Origin of the sequence: Cystobacter fuscus, assembly GCF_044360685.1 — a bacterium.
GTDB classification, from domain to species: Bacteria; Myxococcota; Myxococcia; order Myxococcales; family Myxococcaceae; genus Cystobacter; species Cystobacter fuscus_C.
In genome coordinates this window covers 9,538,756-9,558,520 of record NZ_CP043491.1, presented here as the reverse complement: position 1 = coordinate 9,558,520, position 19,765 = coordinate 9,538,756, and the positions used below count along the sequence as shown (strand labels likewise).

At 68.3% G+C, this 19,765-nt stretch carries 20 protein-coding genes; 11 read left to right on the top strand and 9 right to left on the bottom strand.

From position 1 onward, the window contains the following. Positions 1-3 precede the first annotated feature (3 nt). Positions 4-1,350 (top strand): S41 family peptidase, encoded by a 1,347-nt coding sequence (locus F0U63_RS39190; protein WP_395838394.1) that lies wholly within the window; start codon positions 4-6, stop codon positions 1,348-1,350. A gap of 9 nt (positions 1,351-1,359) precedes the next feature. Here the strand turns inward: F0U63_RS39190 and F0U63_RS39185 are convergent, their stop codons facing one another. Further along, positions 1,360-2,142 carry a glutaminyl-peptide cyclotransferase gene (locus F0U63_RS39185; protein WP_395838392.1) on the bottom strand — a complete coding sequence of 261 codons (783 nt, stop codon included), beginning with the start codon at positions 2,140-2,142 and terminating at the stop codon, positions 1,360-1,362. 53 nt (positions 2,143-2,195) lie between these two features. Here F0U63_RS39185 and F0U63_RS39180 point away from each other — a divergent pair, with 53 nt between their 5' ends. Then, positions 2,196-2,969: a class I SAM-dependent methyltransferase gene (locus F0U63_RS39180; RefSeq protein ID WP_395838390.1), complete on the top strand. Its 774-nt coding sequence runs from the start codon at positions 2,196-2,198 to the stop codon at positions 2,967-2,969. Between the two features lie 64 nt (positions 2,970-3,033). Then, complete coding sequence (locus F0U63_RS39175) at positions 3,034-3,618, top strand: Uma2 family endonuclease (RefSeq protein WP_395838388.1); 585 nt, start codon at positions 3,034-3,036, stop codon at positions 3,616-3,618. 59 nt (positions 3,619-3,677) lie between these two features. Here F0U63_RS39175 and thrS read toward each other — a convergent pair whose 3' ends face one another. The 3 genes from thrS to F0U63_RS39160 all read right to left on the bottom strand — a co-directional run bounded on the left by thrS (position 3,678) and on the right by F0U63_RS39160 (position 7,163). Further along, positions 3,678-4,883, bottom strand: coding sequence for a threonine--tRNA ligase (gene thrS, locus F0U63_RS39170; RefSeq protein ID WP_395838386.1), 1,206 nt, complete (start codon positions 4,881-4,883; stop codon positions 3,678-3,680). 219 nt (positions 4,884-5,102) lie between these two features. Next, positions 5,103-5,642, bottom strand: a complete 540-nt coding sequence (locus F0U63_RS39165) for an ankyrin repeat domain-containing protein (protein ID WP_395838384.1) — start codon at positions 5,640-5,642, stop codon at positions 5,103-5,105. 48 nt (positions 5,643-5,690) lie between these two features. Further along, positions 5,691-7,163, bottom strand: coding sequence for a catalase (locus F0U63_RS39160; RefSeq protein WP_395838382.1), 1,473 nt, complete (start codon positions 7,161-7,163; stop codon positions 5,691-5,693). 129 nt (positions 7,164-7,292) lie between these two features. On the opposite strand from F0U63_RS39160, the gene F0U63_RS39155 reads away from it, so the two are divergent. Then, complete coding sequence (locus tag F0U63_RS39155; RefSeq protein WP_395838380.1) at positions 7,293-8,219, top strand: LysR substrate-binding domain-containing protein; 927 nt, start codon at positions 7,293-7,295, stop codon at positions 8,217-8,219. Between the two features lie 154 nt (positions 8,220-8,373). Beyond that, positions 8,374-9,612: an SEL1-like repeat protein gene (locus F0U63_RS39150; RefSeq protein ID WP_395838378.1), complete on the top strand. Its 1,239-nt coding sequence runs from the start codon at positions 8,374-8,376 to the stop codon at positions 9,610-9,612. Between the two features lie 30 nt (positions 9,613-9,642). Here the strand turns inward: F0U63_RS39150 and F0U63_RS39145 are convergent, their stop codons facing one another. Further along, positions 9,643-10,545, bottom strand: coding sequence for a LysR substrate-binding domain-containing protein (locus F0U63_RS39145; RefSeq protein ID WP_395838376.1), 903 nt, complete (start codon positions 10,543-10,545; stop codon positions 9,643-9,645). Between the two features lie 160 nt (positions 10,546-10,705). On the opposite strand from F0U63_RS39145, the gene F0U63_RS39140 reads away from it, so the two are divergent. Further along, on the top strand, positions 10,706-11,779 hold the full coding sequence (locus F0U63_RS39140; protein WP_395838374.1) for an aldo/keto reductase: 1,074 nt from the start codon (positions 10,706-10,708) through the stop codon (positions 11,777-11,779). A 12-nt stretch (positions 11,780-11,791) separates the two neighbouring features. Here F0U63_RS39140 and F0U63_RS39135 read toward each other — a convergent pair whose 3' ends face one another. The 3 genes from F0U63_RS39135 to F0U63_RS39125 are packed head-to-tail and all read right to left on the bottom strand — an operon-like array spanning position 11,792 to position 13,964. Beyond that, the gene (locus F0U63_RS39135; RefSeq protein WP_395838372.1) at positions 11,792-12,328 is read right to left on the bottom strand and encodes a hypothetical protein; all 537 of its coding nucleotides are present in this window, start codon (positions 12,326-12,328) and stop codon (positions 11,792-11,794) included. A 40-nt stretch (positions 12,329-12,368) separates the two neighbouring features. Further along, positions 12,369-13,079: a hypothetical protein gene (locus F0U63_RS39130; protein WP_395838370.1), complete on the bottom strand. Its 711-nt coding sequence runs from the start codon at positions 13,077-13,079 to the stop codon at positions 12,369-12,371. 30 nt (positions 13,080-13,109) lie between these two features. Then, the gene (locus F0U63_RS39125) at positions 13,110-13,964 is read right to left on the bottom strand and encodes a LysR substrate-binding domain-containing protein (protein ID WP_395838368.1); all 855 of its coding nucleotides are present in this window, start codon (positions 13,962-13,964) and stop codon (positions 13,110-13,112) included. A gap of 102 nt (positions 13,965-14,066) precedes the next feature. Between F0U63_RS39125 and F0U63_RS39120 the strand changes: the two genes are divergently transcribed. Together F0U63_RS39120 and F0U63_RS39115 are read left to right on the top strand one after the other, a co-directional pair. Continuing rightward, positions 14,067-14,729 carry an RNA 2'-phosphotransferase gene (locus tag F0U63_RS39120; RefSeq protein ID WP_395838366.1) on the top strand — a complete coding sequence of 221 codons (663 nt, stop codon included), beginning with the start codon at positions 14,067-14,069 and terminating at the stop codon, positions 14,727-14,729. Positions 14,730-14,844: 115 nt separating this feature from the next. Continuing rightward, the gene (locus F0U63_RS39115) at positions 14,845-15,513 is read left to right on the top strand and encodes an O-methyltransferase (RefSeq protein WP_395838364.1); all 669 of its coding nucleotides are present in this window, start codon (positions 14,845-14,847) and stop codon (positions 15,511-15,513) included. A gap of 29 nt (positions 15,514-15,542) precedes the next feature. Here F0U63_RS39115 and F0U63_RS39110 read toward each other — a convergent pair whose 3' ends face one another. Next, positions 15,543-16,238: a pirin family protein gene (locus tag F0U63_RS39110; protein WP_395838362.1), complete on the bottom strand. Its 696-nt coding sequence runs from the start codon at positions 16,236-16,238 to the stop codon at positions 15,543-15,545. A 234-nt stretch (positions 16,239-16,472) separates the two neighbouring features. Between F0U63_RS39110 and F0U63_RS39105 the strand changes: the two genes are divergently transcribed. From F0U63_RS39105 to F0U63_RS39095, 3 genes are all read left to right on the top strand, one after another. Next, positions 16,473-17,501, top strand: coding sequence for a deoxyhypusine synthase family protein (locus F0U63_RS39105; protein WP_395838360.1), 1,029 nt, complete (start codon positions 16,473-16,475; stop codon positions 17,499-17,501). A 54-nt stretch (positions 17,502-17,555) separates the two neighbouring features. After that, positions 17,556-18,407 (top strand): MBL fold metallo-hydrolase, encoded by an 852-nt coding sequence (locus F0U63_RS39100; RefSeq protein WP_395838358.1) that lies wholly within the window; start codon positions 17,556-17,558, stop codon positions 18,405-18,407. 178 nt (positions 18,408-18,585) lie between these two features. Further along, positions 18,586-19,566, top strand: a complete 981-nt coding sequence (locus F0U63_RS39095) for a D-alanine--D-alanine ligase (RefSeq protein WP_395838356.1) — start codon at positions 18,586-18,588, stop codon at positions 19,564-19,566. The last annotated feature ends 199 nt before the right edge of the window (positions 19,567-19,765 follow it).

Below are 19,765 nucleotides of genomic sequence, written 5' to 3'. Positions count from 1 at the left end.
TCCATGCGCTCCTTGCACTCCTGGCGCGCGGCACTCGCCGCCGGCCTGTGGCTCCTGGCTCCCATGTTCCCGGCCCAGGCACGCGAGCCCTCCGCGAACACCCTGTCCTACGAGCAGCTCGAGGTGTTCGCCCGGGTGCTGTCCTACGTGGAGAACAACTACGTGGATCCGGTGGACGAGCGCCAGCTCATGCAGGGCGCCATCCAGGGCATGCTGGGCACGTTGGATCCCCACACCGTCTTCATGCCGCCCGAGGTCTTCAAGGAGATGAAGATCGACACCTCCGGCGAGTACGGCGGGGTGGGCATCGAGCTGGCCCCCGAGGGGGACGGTTTCCGGGTGTCCGCCACCATCGAGGACACGCCGGCGTCCCGGGCGGGCATCCGGAGGGGAGACGAGGTGGTCGCCATCGACGGCGAGCGCACGCGGGGCCTGAGCCACGCGGAGGTGATGCAGCGCATGCGCGGTCCCGCGGGCAAGCGCGTGCTGCTCACCATCATGCGCGAGGGCTTCAGCGCGCCGCGAGAGCTGGCCCTCATCCGCGACCATGTCCGCATCATCGCGGTGGAGGGGGCCCTGTACGGGGGCATCGCCCACGTGAAGGTGAAGAGCTTCCAGGACCGCACGGCGTTCTACCTGCGCAAGGAGCTGGATCGGCTGCGCGCGCAGAATGGAGACAAGCCGCTGCGAGGCGCGGTGTTGGACCTGCGCAACAACCCGGGCGGACTGCTGGAGCAGGCGGTGGCCGTGAGCGACCTGTGGCTGCCGGGCAACCTCACCATCGTGAGCACGCGCGGGCGCAACCCGAGCCAGACGACGGAGGAGCGCAGCAAGGACCGGGACACGGAGCCGGACTATCCCCTGGTGGTGCTGGTGAACGCGGGGAGCGCCTCGGCGTCGGAGATCGTCGCGGGCGCGCTCCAGGACCATGGCCGCGCCACCATCCTGGGCACCCAGACGTTCGGCAAGGGGAGCGTGCAGACCGTCATCGAGCTGGAGGACGGCTCCGGGTTGAAGCTGACCGTGGCGCGCTACTACACCCCCAACGGGCGGAGCATCCAGGAGAAGGGCATCACGCCGGACTACCAGGTGGCGGAGTCGGCGACGGGCGAGCGCGCGGCGAAGGACGAGACTCGCGAGAAGGACCTGGAGCGGCACTTCAAGGCCGAGCCCGGAGCGGCGGCCGAGGACACTCCCGTGGTGAAGGCCAAGAGGTTCTCCGAGGAGCCGCGCGCCTGGGACGTGACGGCGAAGCTGACGGACCATCAACTCCAGGTGGCGTTGAACTACCTCAACGGCCTGGCCCGGGGCACGCGCCCACCGATGAAGGCCAGCTCCACCATCCCGTGAGCCCTGGGGCTAGCGGGGCACGACGCGGATCTGGAACATCTTCGGCCAGAGCTTTCCGGTGACGAACAGCCGATCCCCAGCCGCGTCATAGGCGATCCCATTGAGCACGTCCTCGCTTCCGTGGCGCTCGGCCTGGGGCAGCAGCCCCGTGAGATCGATCCACCCCTTCACGCGCCCCGTGGCCGGATCGATGCGCGCGATGAGATTCGTCATCCACACGTTCGCGTAGACCTCGCCGCGGACGTACTCCAGCTCATTGAGCTGGGTGATCTCCTGGCCGGCATCGAGCACCTTGACGGTGCGCCGGACCGCGAACGTGTCGGGGTCCAGGAAGCGCAGGGTGCTGGTTCCATCACTCATGATGAGCGACTCCCCATCCTCGGTGAGTCCCCAGCCCTCGGTGGGGTAGGTGAAGTGGCCCACCCGCTCGAACGTCGCGGCGTCGTAGATGAAGCCTTCCCGGGAACGCCAGGTGAGCTGGTACAGCCGGTTGCCCCGAAGCGCGATCCCCTCGCCGAAGTACTGCGGCTCGAGCCGGGTCTGGCGCAGCACCACGCCCGTCTCGAGCTCCACTTCCCGCACGCTCGAGCGGCCCTGCAGGCCGGTTCCCTCGTACAGCCGGCCTTGCCGGAAGACGAGCCCCTGGGTGAACGCGGAGGGATCATGCGGCCAGCTTCGAACGATCTCGAACCCCTCCACCGGCGTGCGCTCCGGAGGGGGAGTGTGCACTTCACTCCGGCAGGAGAGCGCCGCGAGGAGCACGAGGGCACAGTGGGACAATCGGTGCGTCATGGGAGGCAAAATACCGCGAGGCCCGCGCCCGGCGCGCCTAAGCTCCGCGCCCCATGCGATTCCTTCTCGCCGCTGCCTGCCTGTCCCTCGTGGGTTGTTCCCATACACCCGCCACCCCCTCGGCCCCCGCGTCCGAGGAGGTCATCTCTCCCGCCGGAGCCATCGTCGCCGCCGCGGACCGGCCCGAGTCCGACCGCGCCCTCGATACGGGCCGTCATCCCGCCGCCCTGCTCGAGTTCGTGGGTGTCCGGCCCGGCATGAAGGTCGCCGAGCTGATGGCGGGAGGGGGCTACACCACCGAGCTGCTCGCGCGCGCCGTGGGTCCTCGCGGGGTCGTCTATGGCGAGAACCCCCGGTTCGTCCTCGAGCGCTTCGCGGAGAAGCCCTGGAGCGAGCGGCTCGCCCGCCCGGTCAACCAGAACGTGGTGCGGGTGGATCGCGAGCTGGACGATCCCCTTCCGCCCGAGGTGACCGACCTGGACGCGGTGGTGAGCAACATCATCTATCACGACACCGTATGGTTCGGCACCGACCGGGCGAAGATGAACGCGGCCGTCTTCCGCGCGCTCAAGCCCGGAGGGGTCTACGTCATCCTCGACTCGAGCGCGATGCCCGGCACGGGCGTGCGCGACGCCCAGACGTTGCACCGCATCGACGAGCAGACCGTGCGTGACGAGGTGCTCGCGGCGGGCTTCCAGTTCGTGCAGGACAGCGACGTCTGGCGCAACCCCCAGGACACACGCGACTGGGATTCCAGCCCGGGCGCCGCCGGAGCGCGTCGCGGCACCAGCGATCGCTTCGCCCTGAAGTTCATCAAGCCGCGGTGAGCTTCCGGGAAGCGGAAGCCTCCGTGGACTGACCGGGCAGGGGGTCCATGAGTACACTGGGCCCATGAGCCCCCCGTCGACCGTCCCTCTTCGAAAGCCTGCGACCTATCAGGACCTCGTCGCGCTGCCCGAGCACCTCGTGGGCGAGCTTATCGACGGCGATTTGTATGCCTCGCCCCGTCCCGCGTCCCGCCATGCGAAGGTGTCTTCCGTCCTCGGAATGGACCTGGGTGGCGCCTTCCAGCGGGGGCGTGGGGGGCCGGGCGGCTGGTGGATTGTGGACGAGCCCGAGCTTCACTTCGGCAAGGATGTCCTCGTCCCTGATCTGGCGGGGTGGCGACGCGAGCGCATGCCCACCATTCCGGACGTGGCCTTTTTCGAGTTGGCACCCGATTGGATCTGCGAGGTGCTCTCTCCGTCCACGGCGAAGCTGGACCTCGTGCGCAAGCTGCCTCGTTACGCCCGGGAAGGAGTGGAGCATGCCTGGGTGGTGGATCCCATCCACCAGACGCTCGAGGTGTTCCACCAGGAGAAGGGTCGTTGGGTCCTGATGGACGCCTTCGCGGGCGATGACCGCGTGCGGGCCCCTCCCTTCGATGCCATCGAATTGGAGCTGGGTTCGTTGTGGTTGGAGGCGACCGCGACGTAAGCCCCCCCGTGCCAGGGCGTTGGCCTGGCACGAGGGGTTCTTCACTCCGCTCTTCGTGGTCACACCGAGGGCGAGGGTCTGCACTTGGCGACGAGCTCCGCCAGTGCTTCCTCCCAGGGCAGGTCTCGTTGCTCGCCATCCCGCCGCCGCAGCCGGACCCCGTTCTTCTCCACCTCGCGAGCGCCCGCCACGACGAGCCACGGCACTCCGGCCTGATGCGCGTCGACGATCTTCCGCGAGAGCGACTCGGCCCGTGCATCCGCGTGCGCCCGGCAGCCCGCTTCGCGCAGCTTCGCGGCGAAGCGCTCGGCGTAGCCCGCGGCTCCTTCCCCGATCGAGGCCACCACCACCTGCTCCGGTGACAGCCACGCGGGCAGCGCGCCCCCATGGTGTTCCAGGAGGATGGCGATGAAGCGCTCCAGGCTCCCGAGCATCGCGCGATGCAACATCATCGGCCGGCGCTTCTGTCCCGAGGCATCCACGTAGTGCAGCTCGAAGCGCTCCGGGAGCACGAGATCGAGCTGGATCGTCCCACATTGCCAGTCGCGGCCGGGCCGGTCCTTGAGCACGAACTCCAGCTTGGGCCCGTAGAACGCGCCCTGTCCCGGCTGCATGCGGCAGTTCAGCCCCGCCTGCTGGGCCGCCTCGAGCAACAGGGACTCGGCCATGTCCCAGACCTCATCGCTCCCAGCCCGCTGGGCCGGACGGCTGGAGAAGGCCACCTCCACGTCCTCGAAGCCGAAGTCGGCATAGAAGGCGCGCAGCGAGCGGCAGAAGCGGAGGACCTCGTCCCTCATCTGCTCCTCGGCACAGAAGATGTGCCCGTCGTCCTGCGTGAACTGGCGCAGGCGGAACAACCCGTGGAGCGAACCACTGGGCTCGCTGCGGTGCACGAGTCCGAACTCGCCCAGCCGCAAGGGCAGGTCGCGGTAGCTGGGCCCCATGCGCTGCACGAGCTGGATGTGGCCCGGGCAGCTCACCGGCTTGAGCGCCAGGTGCCGCCCGCCTTCCTCGGAGAACTCGAACATGTTCTCGCGGAAGTTCTCCCAGTGGCCGCTGCGCTCCCAGATGGGCTGGGCGAGCAGTTGAGGCGTCCTCACTTCGCTGTAGCCCTCGAGTCGCATCTGCCCGCGGACGCGCTCCTCGATGAGCCGGTAGAGCAGGTGGCCACGGGGGTGCCAGAACACCATGCCGGGGGCCTCCTCCTGCAGGTGGAAGAGGTCCAGGCGCTGGCCGAGGGAACGGTGATCATGAACATCGAGCATGGGTGACTCCGAATCGGAAGGAAGAGACGTTTCCGGTCGGAGCACTGAGCGCTTGCACGGACGCCCCGGCCGGAAGACGGCGGGGCAAGGGACCGTGCGTTCGTCAGCTCACGCCACGCACGAGTCCACTCCCGCCGAGGGAAGTGGCGGTAGTCGTGGTCGTGGTGATGGCGCGAACGAGGCTCACGCTCCACAAGGTGCGTGGAGCGGAAAAAATTGTCAAGCCGGGGTCTGCTGCGACGCCGCGAGCCGTTCGGCGGCGCGGTGGGCCCCCATGGCGCGGGCGTAGTCGAGCGCCGTGCGCTTCTCGGCATCCCTGCGCTCGGGGATCGCGCCCCGGGAGATGAGTTCCTCCATCATCTCCACGCGGTCGAACATGGCCGCGAACATGAGCGCCGTCTTGCCGTCCGGGCCCGCGCCGTCGACCTGGGTGCCATGGTCGAGCAGCAGCCGCGCCATGGTGATGTCTCCCTTGAAGGCGCAGCCGGCCAGGGGCGTCTGTCCCCGGTCATTGGTGCGCTCGGGGTCGGCCTTGTGCTCGAGCAGGACCCGGGTGGCGTCCACGTGGCCGTGGTAGCTCGCGAGCATCAGCAGCGTGTCGCCGCGCTCGTTGCGCAGATTGACGGGCAGTCCCGCGTCGAGAATCGCGGCGAGCGCCGCGGCGTCTCCACTGCGCGCGTACTGGAACGCCATGCGCGCCACCTCCAACACTTCCGCGTCGATTGCTGCGGACTGCGACTCCCGGGTCCCGGTCTTCATGGCTGTCTCTCTCATGTCGTTTGGAGTTGGAGGTGGAAGGGTGACGGTCTAACGCGACTGACGCAGCTTGTGGACGGCCGCGGCCACGCGCGCGCCGTACTGTTCATCCGCTTGACGGAAGTGGGAGATGGCCCGGGTGATGATGTCCTCGCGGCTCACCTGCGAGAGGCTGCCCGCGATGTTCGCCACGAGACGCTCGCGCGCTGGCTCGTCCATCAGCCGGTACAGGTCGCCCGCCTGCACGTAGTCGTTGTCCTCGGCGTGCCGCGGGTTGACGTAGGTGCCCGTGGTGCCGCTCACGGAGAAGCCCAGGCCCGAGGCCTCGTTGGACTGCGCGGGGCCGTTGAAGCTGTTCGGCTCGTAGTTCTTCGAGCGTCCGCCGTTGCCATCGAAGCGCATGCCGCCGTCGCGGCCGTAGTTGCGCGCGCCGCCCTTCACGCCCTTGGGCGAGTTCACCGGCAGCTGGGTGTGGTTGATGCCCAGCCGGTAGCGGGCCGCGTCCCCGTAGGCGAACAGGCGCGCCTGGAGCATGCGGTCCGGCGAGGGGCCGATGCCCGGCACGAAGTGCGCGGGATCCAACGCGGCCTGCTCCACCTCGGCGAAGAAGTTGTCCGGCGTGCGGTTGAGCTCCATGCGGCCCAGCTCGATGAGCGGGTAGTCCTTCTGGGACCAGACCTTGGTGAGGTCGAACGGGTTGAAGCGGTAGGTGGCCGCGTCGGCCTCGGGCATCACCTGGACCTTGAGCGTCCAGGACGGGAACTCGCCGCGCTCGATGGCCGCGTACAGATCGCTCTGGTGGTGCTGAGGATCCTTCCCTCCGATGGTCTCGGCCTCCTGGGTGGTGAGGGTGCGGATGCCCTGGTTGGTCTTGAAGTGGAACTTCACGAAGAAGCGCTCGTCGTTCGCGTTCATCCACTGGAAGGTGTGCGAGCCGAACCCGTCCATGTGCCGCAGGGACGCGGGGATGCCCCGGTCACCGAAGAGCCAGGTGAACTGGTGCGTGGCCTCGGGCGAGTGGGAGAAGAAATCCCAGACGTTGTCGGGCTCCTGGCGGTTGCTGTACGGGTCGTACTTCTGCGAGTGGATGAAGTCCGGGAACTTGATGCCGTCGCGCAGGAAGAAGATGGGGGTGTTGTTGCCCACCAGATCCCAGTTGCCGTCCTCGGTGTAGAAGCGCACCGCGAAGCCCCGGGGGTCGCGCGCGGTGTCGGGCGCGCCCTTGGAGCCGGCCACCGTGGAGAAGCGCAGGAAGACCTCGGTGTGCTTGCCCTGCTCGCTGAAGAGCTTCATGCGCGTGTAGCGCGCGATATTGGGGTTGGTCACCACGAAGGTGCCGTAGGCGCCCGAGCCCACCGCGTGCACGACGCGCTCGGGGATGCGCTCGCGGTTGAAGCGGGCGAGCTTCTCGAGCAGGTGGTGATCCTGCAACAGCACCGGACCCGCGGCCCCGGCGGTCTGCGAGTGCTGGTTGTCGGCGACAGGGGCTCCGGACTCCGTGGTCAGCTGGGGACGGGTGCTCATGGACGTCTCTCCTGGGGTAGGCGGGAAGTCCGCCGTGGATGTCCCTGAAGGTAGAGAGTTCGCCCTGAACGGGCCAAGACATCGTTCCGATGGACTTGATAGCCTGTTCCTATCAAGCTTCCCGGTGCCATGGCCTCCCTGAACGACCTGACCCTGCGGCAGTTGGAATATGTCGTCGCCGTCGCCGACGTGCTCGGCTTCCGCAAGGCGGCCGAGCGCTGTCACGTGTCGCAGCCCGCCCTGAGCGCGCAGATCCAGCAGTTGGAGGACGTGCTCGGGGTGAAGATCTTCGAGCGCGACAAGCGCCGCGTCCTGTTGACCCAGGCGGGCGAGGAACTGGTGTCGCGCGCCCGCCGCGTGCTCACCGAGGCGGGGGACATCCTCTCGGCCGCTTCCCGCCTGTCGGATCCCTTCGCGGGCCCCCTGCAACTGGGCGTCATCCCCACGGTGGCGCCCTACGTGCTGCCCGAGGTGATTCCGGCGGTGACGAAGCAGTACCCCCAGATGCGGCTGCGGCTGCGCGAGGAGAAGACGGAGCTGCTCGTGCGCGGGCTGGAGGAGGGACGGCTGGACGCGGCCCTGGTGGCGCTCGATCCGGAACTGGGAGACGTGGAGCAGACCGTCATCGCGGAGGATGCCTTCGTCGTGGCGCTGCCTCCCGGTCATCCGCTGGCGAAGAAGAAGCAGGTGCAGCTGCGCGACCTCGACGCGGAGAACGTGCTGCTGCTGGAGGATGGGCACTGCTTTCGCAGCCAGGCGCTCGCGCTGTGCACCCGCGTGGGCGCGCGCGAGGTGGACTTCCGCGCGACGAGCCTCACCACGCTGGCGCAGATGGTGATGTCGGGCGAGGGGAGCATCACGCTGCTGCCCGCGATCTCGGTGCCGCTGGAGAACAGGCTGGGGCAGCTCGAGGTGCGGTCCCTGGCGCCGTCCCCGAGCCGCATCCTCGCCCTCGTGTGGCGGCCGGGCTATCCCCGGGCCGGGGCGCTCCGGGCGCTCGCGGACACGATGCGCGCGGCGTGGCCCGCCAGGCGGGAGACGGCGAAGCGGAGCTGAGACACGCCTGTGTTCCCGTGACTTCTGGAAGAACGGCCTGTGTTTCCAGCACGGACGTTGACTCCGGGACGGGCGGTATTCTCAAGTGTGGGGTCTGGATGGCGGGCGGATGCTGAGTGTGAAGCGCCGCGCGCCTGTTTGGAGGGGACCAGGAATGTCAGGGTTGCGAGGAGCGGCGGTGCGCCTGAGCGTGGGAGTGTGTGCGGTGTTCGGGCTGCTGAGCGGATGTGTCTCGGGGGGACGAGAGGCCTTGTCTTCCAACACGCCGCAAGCAGCCCATGCCGGGGGAGATGCCAAGGAGCGCTTCAAACTCGGCTTGCGCTACTTGACGGGCCGGGGGGCGCCCCACGACGAGCGCGGCGCCGCCACGCTGTTTCAGCAGGCCTGCTCGGGCGGAGAGGCCCTGGGGTGCGCTGGCCTCGGCGATCTCTACGAGAAGGGCCGGGGAGTGGCCAAGGACGAGGGCCGTGCCGCCGCGCTATATGAGCAGGCCTGCACGGGCGGAGTGAGCAGGGCGTGTTTCAACCTCGGCTTGCTCTACGCGAAGGGCATGGGAGTGGCCAAGGACGAGGGCCGTGCCGCCACGCTGTTTGAGCAGGCCTGCACGGGCGGAGCGGCCCTGGGGTGCTCCAACCTCGGCGTGCTCTACGCGAAGGGCATGGGAGTGGCCAAGGACGAGGGCCGTGCCGCCACGCTGTTTGAGCAGGCCTGCACGGGCGGAGTGAGCAGGGCGTGTGGCAGCCTCGGCTTGCTCTACGCGAAGGGCATGGGAGTGGCCAAGGACGAGGGCCGTGCCGTCACGCTGTTTGAGCAGGCCTGCACGGGCGGAGTGGCCCAGGAGTGCTTCAACCTCGGCATCGCCTACTCTTGGGGCCGGGGAGTGCCCCAGGACGAGCGACGCGCCGCCACGCTGTTTGAGCAGGCCTGCAAGGATGGACATGCCCTGGGGTGCTCCGCCCTCGGCAATCTCTACGCGCAGGGACTGGGGGTGCCCCAGGACGAGCGCCGCGCCGCCACGCTGTATGAGCGGGCCTGCTCGGAAGGAGATGCCAGCGGGTGCTCCACCCTCGGCACTCTCTACGCGCAAGGCCTGGGGGTGCCCAAGGACGAGCGCCGCGCCGCCACGCTGTATGCGCAGGCTTGCGGCGAAGCGGCCCAGGGGTGCTTCAACCTCGGCATGCTCTACGCGCAAGGCCTGGGGGTGCCCAAGGACGAGCGCCGCGCCGCCACGCTGTATGAGCAGGCCTGCTCGGACGGAGAGATGAGGGGGTGCTTCAACCTCGGCTCGCTCTACGCGCAAGGCCTGGGGGTGCCCAAGGACGAGCGCCGCGCCGCCACGCTGTATGAGCAGGCCTGCCGCGCCGGCATGTCCGAGGCTTGCGCCCGTCGGTGAACGAGGCGTGGATGCTCCCACCATGGCGCCCTATGTTCCCCTCGTCGGAGAGGCGAGCACTTCACGCGCGCACTCGATGAACGCGCGCAACGGAGCCGATGCCTGGGCGCGCGAGGGGAAATAGAGGAACACGCCGGGCACTTCGGGCGCCCAGTCTGACAGCACCTCCTCGAGCTTCTTCTCGCGGAGGAGCTTCGCGGCCAGCGTCTCCGCGATGTACGCGAGGCCCAGGCCGCGCACCGCGAACTCGAGCATCGCCGTGGTGTCATTGGTCGACACAGGGGCGCTCGCGGGTACCTTCCACACGCGGCCTCTTCGCTCGAGGTCCCACGGAACGAGCGTTCCATTCGTGGGGCTGTGCCAGCCGATGATCTGGTGTCCCTCGAGCTGCCGGGGATGGGTGGGACGTCCCTTGCGCTCGAGGTACGCGGGACTGCCGACCACCACGAAGCGAAGGGGACCCATCAGCCGTGTGGTCACCATGTCGCGCTGCACGCCTTCCATCAGCCGGATGCCCGCGTCGAAGCGCTCGGCCACGATGTCCACGAGCCGATTCTCGACCCACACCTCGATTCTCACTCCCGGATGGCGCGCATGGAAGACAGGCAGCACCGGGCCCATCACCGTCTCCACCGCGAGGAGCGGCACGTTGAGCCGCAGCAGACCCGATAGCTCACCCGGCTGGCGCGCGGCGTTGTCGAGCGCTTCTCGCGCCTGCTTCACCGCCGGAGCCGCCGTCTCGAGCAACCGCTGCCCGGCCTCCGTCATCGAGACGCTGCGCGTGGTGCGGGCGAGCAGGGGCGTTCCGACGTGCGCTTCGAGTGCGCGGATCGACTGACTCACCGCCGAGGTGGAGATTCCGAGCGACGCGGCGGCACGCGTGAAGTTCTTGTGTTCGGCGACGGCGAAGAAGGCGGGAAGGTGGTGCAGCATGGGTAAGGCCTTGTTTCACGAGCGATGCGAAGGGGAGCCCATGGGGCAGAGCGGCATTGTGAAGTGAGACTTCAAGGCTCGTCTTCATAACAGCCATTCTCAAAAGACTGGGCGCCGGACATGTATTCCCCGCGAATCCATCGCGAAGGAGTCATGAGCCATGTCCTCATCCATCACCTCGTTGGCGCACTACCGCCTCCTCGGACGTACCGGACTGCGGGTGAGTCCGCTCGCCCTGGGCACCATGACGTTCGGAACCGAGACCGGCTGGGGCGTGCCGCCAGACACCGCGTTCTCGCTCGTCGACCGCTACCTCGAGGCGGGCGGCAATTTCATCGATACCGCCGACATCTACACCGGAGGCACGAGCGAGAAGATCCTCGGCGACTACTTCAAGGCGCGCGGCAATCGTGACCGCGTGGTGCTCGCCACCAAGTACAGCCAGAGCTTTTCCCAGGGAGATCCCAACGCCGCTGGCAACGGACGGAAGAACCTGTACCGCGCGCTCCATGGGAGCCTCGAGCGGCTCGGGACCGATTACCTCGACCTGTACTGGGTGCATGTCTGGGACGCCGTCACGCCCGTCGAGGAGGTGATGTCGACGCTCAATGACATGGTCCGGACGGGGAAGGTCCGCGCCATCGGGCTGTCCGACGTGCCGGCCTGGTACCTCTCTCGCGCGCAGACGCTGGCCGAGTGGCGCGGGTGGGAGCGCATCGCCGCGTTGCAGCTCGAGTACTCCCTGGTGGAGCGAAACATCGAGCGCGAGCACCTCGCCGCCGCGCGGGAACTGGGCCTGGGCCTCGTTCCCTGGAGCCCGCTCGGCTCCGGAATGCTGACCGGCAAGTACACGCGCGAAAGCGTGGGGAGCCGCGGCGAGGGCCGGCTCGGTCACCTGTACAACTCCGGCTATCCCATCTTCGAGAAGCTGTTCACCGAGAAGAACTGGTCCATCGTCGACACGCTCAAGTCGGTGGCCAAGGAAGTGGGCCAGTCCCCCGCGCACGTGGCGCTCAACTGGGTCGCGCGGCGGCCGGGCGTCACCTCGACGCTGGTGGGTGCCTCGAAGCTCTCGCAGCTCGAGGACAACTTGCGGTCTCTAGAGTTCGAGTTGCCTCAATCGCTGCGCGAGAAGCTCGAGGCGGTGAGCGCGCCCGAGGTGGTGCACCCGTATCATTTCTATACGCCGGAGATGCTGCGGATGACGACCGGCGGCACGCACGTCAGCCGCTGAAGTCTCTCCCGGTCAGGCTCTACAGTCGAGCCAGTTGAAGAATGCCGCATGAGCAGTGACTGCTTCGGACGGGATGTTCCCGAGCGAGCGCTGAAGACAGTAATAAGACTTGAGCTTCTGATCCGCGGCCGCCTTCCGCGAACCCAGTAGAGCCTCCAGCGGTTTCAATTTCAGGATCTCGAGCTCCTCTTGTCGCAGGGGGCGTACGCCCTGGACTCCGCGAGACTCGAGTCGGACGTCCAGGAGCGTGAGCTCGGTCGTCTTGTCCTGGGCCGAGTAGGTCATCCTGGCCCAGGTGGGACCCACGAACTCCCCGTCTCGCAGGACTCCTGGATTCATGCCCCGTGCGAAAGCGTAGAAAACAAGAGTCCCCTCCACGGACGGCCACGTCAGCGGAAAAGGGTCACTGACATAGGTTCTCCAGCCGATGAATGTGGCGTCGGCCGGATTCGCGTTCCTCGGAGCCAGCGACTCCTTCCATTTCTGTTCGGCCACGGCCCTGACCGTCGCCATGACTTCCGCGGTGTCGGGGGGCGAGTTCTTCCACATGCTCGTTCGATCTCCATTCCTGACGGCGGACAGTGGAACCCTATCTCGTTTGACGTGTGGTCAGCCGAGCGGGAAATCGCTCCTCGACGCCGGGCAGGAACAGGGGCCTCCCTTCGCGAGCCGCCTGGATCGCCCGCTTGAAGTCGAGATCGCCATAGCGGTCGAGCACCGTCGGGTCGAAGAAGCCCGCTCCGTCGCCATCCCCTTCGTTCCCGATGTCCGGTTCGAGCGTTTCCCAGCTTCCGCCTGGCGCGTAGATCAGTGACCGCACGCCTCCGTCCGCGTAGATACGAGCGGTCGTCCCGAGGAAGCTCGCCCTGGCCCGGAGCTCACCGGTAGCGGCGAGGACGGCGTTGCGGTCCCCGTACTGGCCGAAGAGGCAATCGTCCACGAACACCGAGCCATCGACGAAGACTCGCGCCCCATTGCCGAAGGAGAGCGTTCGGGCATGGAGATCACCTCTGACGACAAGGAGTCCGGGGAGATAATCGTCGGTCCACAGGCCGAGGTGCCCGGACGTCCTGAGGGGACCGTCGACCAGGATGACGTAGGGTCCGTTACCCGTATCGATGTTTCCCGGACTGTCGACGCCCCCATCGATGATGCGGACCGTGCACGAAGCAAGGCCGGGGGGGCGCTCAAAGGTATCGAGTTCTGCTTCCCTCGGATGGAGGTGGAGATGGGAGCGGAGCTCCGCGAGGGTCGCTGCCCGGCCGAGGTCTTCGAGTTTTTCGGAGGTCACGAAGCTCATCCTCTATGTCGAGTGGGATGCGCGGAGGTATCACCCGAGCAGGGTCCGCACCACCTCCTCCGCGAGCCGCGTGCCACGTCCACGCCGCATCAGCAACCGGTAGGTCACCGGGGGAAGTCCGCGCACGGACAGGCGTGCGAGGCCCGGGGTGGCCACCACGTCGTTGATCACCCCTACGCCCACCCCCAACGTCGCGAGCCGACAGACCGCCTCCCAGCCGGTCACCTCCGCGGCGACCTCGAGGGTCCGTCCATGGGCCGCGGCGGCGTCCTCCAGGGTGGCGCGCAGGGCGCGGCCGAGCGGAGGCACGAGGAGCCGGTGCTCGAGCAGTGCCCGCACCTCCACCTCGCGTCCCGCCCGCGCCAGCGGGTGCTGCCGGGAAGCCACGGCCAGCATCGAGGCGGTGACGAGCGGTTGCGAGCGGAGCCCCGGGGGACTGGAAGCGGGCCCGGCCACCACCGCCAGGTGCGCCGAGCCGCGCTCCACGGCGGCGACCGCGGCGGGGCCATCCAGCACGAGGAAGGAGAGCACTCCGGTCCGCTCGCGAAGGAGCGGCGCGACGCGCTCGGCCACCACATGCACCAGGGCCCCCTCTCCGCAGGCGAGCACCACCCGCTCCTCCGCGTGTCCCTGTCGCAGCTCCACGCGCAGGGCACGCTCCCGCTCGAGCACGTCACGCGCCCAGGCGAGCACGCGCGTTCCCTCCGGGGTGAGCTGGAGGCGCCGGCCTCGCCGCTCGTAGAGGGAGATCTCCAGCTCCCGAGCCACCCCTTGCAGCCGCGCATGTATCGCTGGCTGGGACAGCCCGATGGCGCGCCCCGCGAGCGTCAGATTGCAGCCAGCCTCCGCGAACGCCACCAGGGCGCGAAGCCCATCCGTTTCCATGAGTGGAACTATCTGTTTCTTCGATAGCTGGTGGGAAGTCCCGATTCGTGAGTGGGAAGGGGGTCGGCTAGTGTTCCTCCTCGGAAGAAAGGAAGAACGGTCATGGCCAGTTCACGTCGCCCGGAGAAGGAACTCCAGGCACTCGCCAGGAAATCGAAGAAACTCTCATGGTTGTTGCGCCATGGCGCCCGGGAGATGGGCCTCGTCATGGACTCCGCGGGCTTTGCCCTCATCGGCGAGGTGCTGCGGATGACGGGGCTGTCTCGTGAGGAACTCGACGAGGTGGTCGCGGAGAACAACAAGTCACGCTACGAGGTGCGGGGCAAACAGGTGCGCGCCGTGCAGGGACACTCCCTGGAGGGCACCCCCGTGACGCTCGACGGGCTGGAGCACAGCTGGGACGAGGTGCTCGCGGACGCGCCCCTCTACCACGGTACGTCCGTGGCCGCCGCGCGCGCCATCCTCTCCGGGGAGGGCATCCATTCCGCGGCGCGCACCCATGTCCACCTGGCCGCCGCGGTGGACTCGACAGTGGGCAAGCGCGCCGGTGTGGATGTGCTGCTGGTCATCTCTCCCGCGCGCCTCCGGGCCTCGGGGCTGCGCATCTTCCGCGCACCCAACGGGGTGTTGCTCGCGCGTGCCATCCCCGCCGCTACCATCGTGGACGTGCTCGCGTGCAATGGCCCGGGACGCTCCGCGCTCGCGGAGCTGAAAAGACGGCTGGGGACGGATGCCGCCCCGCCCATGCCTTCCCGGAGCGAATGAGACGGAAGTGTCATCCATGGTCCTTGGACGACGACCGCTCGCGGCCGGGGGTGGACGAATCCCGCGTCAGGCCCTTTCATGGGGGCCCTTCCGTCACCTTGTTCTGCGAGGACCCATGACTCAGGAGAAGTGGACCGCGGTCGACCGTTACATCACCGACCATCTGGTGCCGCCGGACGCGGCCCTGGATGCGGCGCTCGAGGCGAGTGCCAGGGCGGGCCTGCCCGCCATCAACGTGTCGCCCAACCAGGGCAAGCTGCTGATGCTGCTGGCCCAGGTGCAGGGGGCGCGCACCATCCTGGAGATCGGCACGTTGGGCGGATACAGCACCATCTGGCTCGCGCGGGCGCTCCCCAGGGATGGCCGGCTGATTACCCTGGAGTTCCAGCCCAAGCACGCCGAGCTCGCGCGCGCCAACATCGAGCGTGCCGGCCTCTCGCACCTCGTGGAGGTCCGTCTCGGCAGCGCACTGGAGCTCTTGCCCCAGCTCGCGGCGCAGAAGGTGGGTCCGTTCGACCTGACCTTCATCGACGCGGACAAGGAGCACAACGCGGACTACTTCGAGTGGGCACTCAAGCTGTCGCGCGTGGGGAGCGTCATCGTCACGGACAACGTCGTGCGCAATGGCGCGGTGCTCGACCCCGCGAGCCCCGAGGCGAGCGTCCAGGGCGTGCGCCGCTTCTACGAGCGCGTCGCCGCCGAGCCGCGGGTGAGCGCCACCGCCATCCAGACCGTGGGCAGCAAGGGCTACGACGGTTTCTCGCTCGCGCGCGTCACGTCGTAATCCCTCGCCGTACTTCGTTTGACTCCGGCTCAGTCCAGATCGAACAGCAGGGCCTCGAACGGCTCGGTCGCGGAGAGCTCCAGCCGCGATTCCTCGGAGATGGCCACGCCGTCTCCGGCCTCGAGCGCCACGCCGTTGAGCGTGCCCGCCCCACGCGCCACCTGCAGCCACGCGTGCCGCCCCGGCGCCAGGGTGTACTCCGTCTTCTCTCCCTGGCCCAGCACGGTGCTGTACAGCCGCAGATCCTGGTGCACCTTCAACGAGCCGTCCTGGCCCTCGGGGGACACCACCAGCCGGAACTTCCCCTGGCGCTCCGCGAGCGGGAACTCCTTCTGCTCGTAGCCGGGCGTCAGCCCCTTGCGCTCCGGGAGGATCCAGATCTGCAGGAAGTGCACCTCCTCGTCCGAGTTGTTCATCTCGCTGTGCCGCACGCCCGTGCCCGCCGTCATCCGTTGCATCTCTCCCGCGCGCAGCACGCCCACCGAGCCGAGGCTGTCGCGGTGCTCCAACTGCCCGTCGAGCACGTAGGTGATGATTTCCATGTCCCGGTGGGGGTGCGCGCCGAAGCCGCTGCGCGCGGCCACCCGGTCCTCGTTGATGACGCGCAGGGAGCGGAAGCCCATGGCGGACGGGTCGAAGTAGTCTCCGAACGAGAAGGTGTGATGGGAATCCAACCACCCGTGGTTGGCATGGCCGCGCGCTTCCGAATTCCGAACGATCATCATGATGTCGTGTCTCCTTGTCTGACAGACATCATGTGGGCGAGGCCCCTCGTGAACTAGGCGCCCGCTTCGGGACGCATTGTTCCACCCATGGGATTCGTGCTAGCTCTCCGCCCAGCCATTCGACGCTCCGATGGCGGCGCGACGCGACGTCGTGACCGTAGGGCGTCCTCGGATGGCGTTGCTCGCAGTGGCGTCGTCCGGGTTCCCACCCGTGCTGTCAGGAGACGCCTCCCGATGTCCGACGCCCAGCTCCCCGTCCTCGACTTCGTTCTGAGCAACTACAAGAACTTCAACGCCCGCGCCACGCGCGACGCGCTTCTCGCCTACTGGCGCCACATCGCCGCGGGCGGCCGCATGTTCTGGGCCGTGGCCGGGGCCATGTCCTCCGCCCAGCTCGGCATCACGCTCGCTCCCGCCATCCGCGCCGGCCTCATCCACGGCCTCTCCGTCACCGGCGCCAACCTCGAGGAGTCGCTCTTCCGGCTCGTCGCCCACCACAGCTACAAGGACTTCCCGGACTACCGCTACTTCACCAAGGAGAAGGACACGCAGATCCTCGCCGACCGGATGCGCCGGGTCACCGACACGAGCATCCCCGAGGACGAGGCGTTCCGCGCGGTGGAGAAGACGATCGTCCCCATGTGGCAGCGCGCCACCAAGGGCGGCGAGCGCCGCTTCTGGCACGAGTACTTCTACGAAGTCATCCAGGCCATCGAGCCCTCGGCCCACGAGGGCAACCCCGAGGAGTGCTGGCTGCTCGCGGCCGCGCGCGCGAAGCTGCCCATCGTCGTGCCGGGCTACGAGGACTCCACCTTCGGCAACATCTTCGCCTCGTACGTGCGCTCGGGCGAGTGCCACGCCAGCATCGTCAAGTCCGGCATCGAGTACATGGCGGACTTCTACGACCGCTACCAGGAGCTGTCCGCGGGCGAGGGGATTGGTTTCTTCCAGATTGGCGGTGGCATCGCCGGGGACTTCCCCATCTGCGTCGTGCCGTCCATCAAGTACGACCTCGCTCAGCCGGTGAAGCCGTGGGCGTACTTCTGCCAGATCAGCGATTCGACGACGTCGTACGGCTCGTACTCCGGCGCGACGCCCAACGAGAAGATCACCTGGGACAAGCTCACCGAGACCACGCCCATGTTCGTCATCGAGTCGGATGCGACGATCGTCGTGCCGCTCGTGCTCCGCGCGCTGCTCGAGTGCAAGCGTCACCCCGCAGAGGCGGAGGCGCTCATCGCCCGGCACCTGGGCTCGCGCTGACACGGGGCTTGCTCCAGTTCCGTGGACGGTTGGGGCTCGGTTAACCTGCCGGGAATGCTCACCGAGGTCAGCGCGGGGCCCTACACGATTCGAGGCATCTCCGTCGGCGGCGTGTACACGTCGCTGCAGGTGCCGGAGCTGGACGTGGTGCTCGACGCGGGGGTGCCCATCCGCTCCTTCGCGGGCACGGATCGCATCTTCCTGAGCCATGGTCACTCCGACCACGCGAGCGCCCTGGGCTCGTTGCTCGGCATCCGCGGTCTCATCGGCAAGGACACCCCCCCACGCGTGTTCCTCCCCGCGGAGATCGAAGCGCCCCTGCGCGAGACGCTCGCGGTGCAGGGCCGGCTGCTGCGCGCCTCCCTGAATGTCGAGACCGTGCCGATGCTCCCGGGGGACACCCACTCCCTGGGACATGGCCTGTGGGTGCGCGCCTTCCGCACGCACCACCCGGTGCCCTCGCTCGGCTACCAGTTCTTCCGCCGCGTCTCGAAGCTCAAGCCCGAGCACCAGCACCTGCCCCCGGAGGAGATCGCCCGGGGGCGCAAGGCGGGCGCGGACCTGTTCGACGAGGTGGAGCGGCTGGAGCTGGCCTACGCCACCGACACGCTCTCGCGGGTGCTGGAGACGTCCCCCGAGCTGTTCGACAGCCGGGTGCTCATCCTCGAGTGCACGTTCCTCGACGGCAAGCGCACGGTGGCCGATGCCCAGGAGCGCTCGCACATCCACTTCGAGGAGCTCCGCGCGCGGGCCGAGCGCTTCCAGAACGAGGCGCTGGTGCTGATGCACTTCAGCCAGGCCTACAGCCCCGCCGAGGTGCATGCCGTCCTCCGGGCACAGGTGCCCGAGCGGCTACGGGACAGGCTGCGCATCTTCGCTCCCGAGACGGGGCGCTGGTTCGGGTGAAGGGGGAGGGGACGAACGTGGCCGGGCGGACACGGCGTGGTCCGCGGGACACGCTCGCGCCGTGTGGGTCCGGGCGCCACCTCTCGTGAATCCCCCTCGGGATCCAGAATCTGGCGAGCCGCGCATGCGCTGGCATCCTGTGTGCTCTGGCCCGGTGTTCAAGGAGGGTTTCCAAGTCATGAGCAAGCGCGTGGGTGTCCTGATGGGGGGCTGGGGCGAGGAGCGGGAGATTTCCTTGAAGACGGGGGAGGCGATGGTGGCGGCCCTCGAGTCCCGCGGCCACGAGGTGGTGCGCGTCTTCGCCGGCCCGGGGTTGGATCGGGCGCTGCGCCAGGCCGAGCTGGATGTGGCGGTGCTGGCCCTGCACGGGCGCATGGGCGAGGACGGCAAGGTGCAGGGACTGCTGGAGCTGATGGGTTTGCCTTATACGGGCTCGGGGGTGTTGGCCTCCGCGCTGGCCATGAACAAGCCCATGGCCAAGCAACTCTTCAGGTTGCACAACCTGCCCACCCCCTCGGGCTACAGCGTGAGCCGCGCGGACGCGCACCGGGTGGCGCAGCTGCATGGGGACCTGGGGTTTCCCTGCGTGGTGAAGCCCGCGTTCGGGGGCTCGTCGGTGGGACTCTCCCTGGTGCGCGACGCCGAGGCGCTGGTGGGCGCGGTGGCGCTGGCGTGCCGTTTCGGGGGCGAGGCCCTGGTGGAGCGCCGGGTGCTCGGCCGCGAGGTGACGGTGGGCATCCTCGGCGACGAGGCGCTGGGCACGTGTGAGATCGCCACCCCGCGCGAGGGCTTCGACTACGACGCCAAATACAAGGGAGGCTCGAGCTACTTCCTCCCCGCGCGTCTGTCGCCCACGCGCCTGAAGAACGTGGAGTCGCTGGCGCTCGCGGCCTACCGGGCCCTGGGCTGCCGTGGCTATGGCCGGGTGGACCTCATCTGCTCGGACGAGGAGAACGACGTCATCCTCGAGGTGAACACCCTGCCGGGAATGACGCCCACGAGCCTGTTGCCGAAGATCGCCGCCGCCCGGGGGCTCGACTTCCCCGCGCTGATGGAGCGCATCCTGGAGCTCGCCGCGCGCGACGAGGTGGAGGTGGCCGGAATGCCCGCGCTGTCCACGGCGGAGCCTACCGCGGAGGTCAGGCGGGTGGCGGGTTGATGACCCTGGAAAACCTTCCCACCCCGACAAGCATTTGACAGTCACCTGACGCGTCCCTATTGTCCGGCGCTCGTGACGGCCTGGGAATGACAAACCCTTGTCATTCCGGGCACATACGAGGCGGGGGGCCTCCGCTCGACCGAGTGCGGCGGTCGGTGTGGGTTGGTCTTTCACTCCGCCGTGCAGGGTTGATGACCGC

Bases quoted from the DNA above. Each gene is read 5' to 3' on its own strand.
- F0U63_RS39190 (WP_395838394.1), top strand. From the start codon at position 4: ATGCGCTCCTTGCACTCCTGGCGCGCGGCACTCGCCGCCGGCCTGTGG.
- F0U63_RS39185 (WP_395838392.1), bottom strand. From the start codon at position 2,142: ATGACGCACCGATTGTCCCACTGTGCCCTCGTGCTCCTCGCGGCGCTC.
- F0U63_RS39180 (WP_395838390.1), top strand. From the start codon at position 2,196: ATGCGATTCCTTCTCGCCGCTGCCTGCCTGTCCCTCGTGGGTTGTTCC.
- F0U63_RS39175 (WP_395838388.1), top strand. From the start codon at position 3,034: ATGAGCCCCCCGTCGACCGTCCCTCTTCGAAAGCCTGCGACCTATCAG.
- thrS (WP_395838386.1), bottom strand. From the start codon at position 4,883: ATGCTCGATGTTCATGATCACCGTTCCCTCGGCCAGCGCCTGGACCTC.
- F0U63_RS39165 (WP_395838384.1), bottom strand. From the start codon at position 5,642: ATGAAGACCGGGACCCGGGAGTCGCAGTCCGCAGCAATCGACGCGGAA.
- F0U63_RS39160 (WP_395838382.1), bottom strand. From the start codon at position 7,163: ATGAGCACCCGTCCCCAGCTGACCACGGAGTCCGGAGCCCCTGTCGCC.
- F0U63_RS39155 (WP_395838380.1), top strand. From the start codon at position 7,293: ATGGCCTCCCTGAACGACCTGACCCTGCGGCAGTTGGAATATGTCGTC.
- F0U63_RS39150 (WP_395838378.1), top strand. From the start codon at position 8,374: ATGTCAGGGTTGCGAGGAGCGGCGGTGCGCCTGAGCGTGGGAGTGTGT.
- F0U63_RS39145 (WP_395838376.1), bottom strand. From the start codon at position 10,545: ATGCTGCACCACCTTCCCGCCTTCTTCGCCGTCGCCGAACACAAGAAC.
- F0U63_RS39140 (WP_395838374.1), top strand. From the start codon at position 10,706: ATGTCCTCATCCATCACCTCGTTGGCGCACTACCGCCTCCTCGGACGT.
- F0U63_RS39135 (WP_395838372.1), bottom strand. From the start codon at position 12,328: ATGTGGAAGAACTCGCCCCCCGACACCGCGGAAGTCATGGCGACGGTC.
- F0U63_RS39130 (WP_395838370.1), bottom strand. From the start codon at position 13,079: ATGAGCTTCGTGACCTCCGAAAAACTCGAAGACCTCGGCCGGGCAGCG.
- F0U63_RS39125 (WP_395838368.1), bottom strand. From the start codon at position 13,964: ATGGAAACGGATGGGCTTCGCGCCCTGGTGGCGTTCGCGGAGGCTGGC.
- F0U63_RS39120 (WP_395838366.1), top strand. From the start codon at position 14,067: ATGGCCAGTTCACGTCGCCCGGAGAAGGAACTCCAGGCACTCGCCAGG.
- F0U63_RS39115 (WP_395838364.1), top strand. From the start codon at position 14,845: ATGACTCAGGAGAAGTGGACCGCGGTCGACCGTTACATCACCGACCAT.
- F0U63_RS39110 (WP_395838362.1), bottom strand. From the start codon at position 16,238: ATGATGATCGTTCGGAATTCGGAAGCGCGCGGCCATGCCAACCACGGG.
- F0U63_RS39105 (WP_395838360.1), top strand. From the start codon at position 16,473: ATGTCCGACGCCCAGCTCCCCGTCCTCGACTTCGTTCTGAGCAACTAC.
- F0U63_RS39100 (WP_395838358.1), top strand. From the start codon at position 17,556: ATGCTCACCGAGGTCAGCGCGGGGCCCTACACGATTCGAGGCATCTCC.
- F0U63_RS39095 (WP_395838356.1), top strand. From the start codon at position 18,586: ATGAGCAAGCGCGTGGGTGTCCTGATGGGGGGCTGGGGCGAGGAGCGG.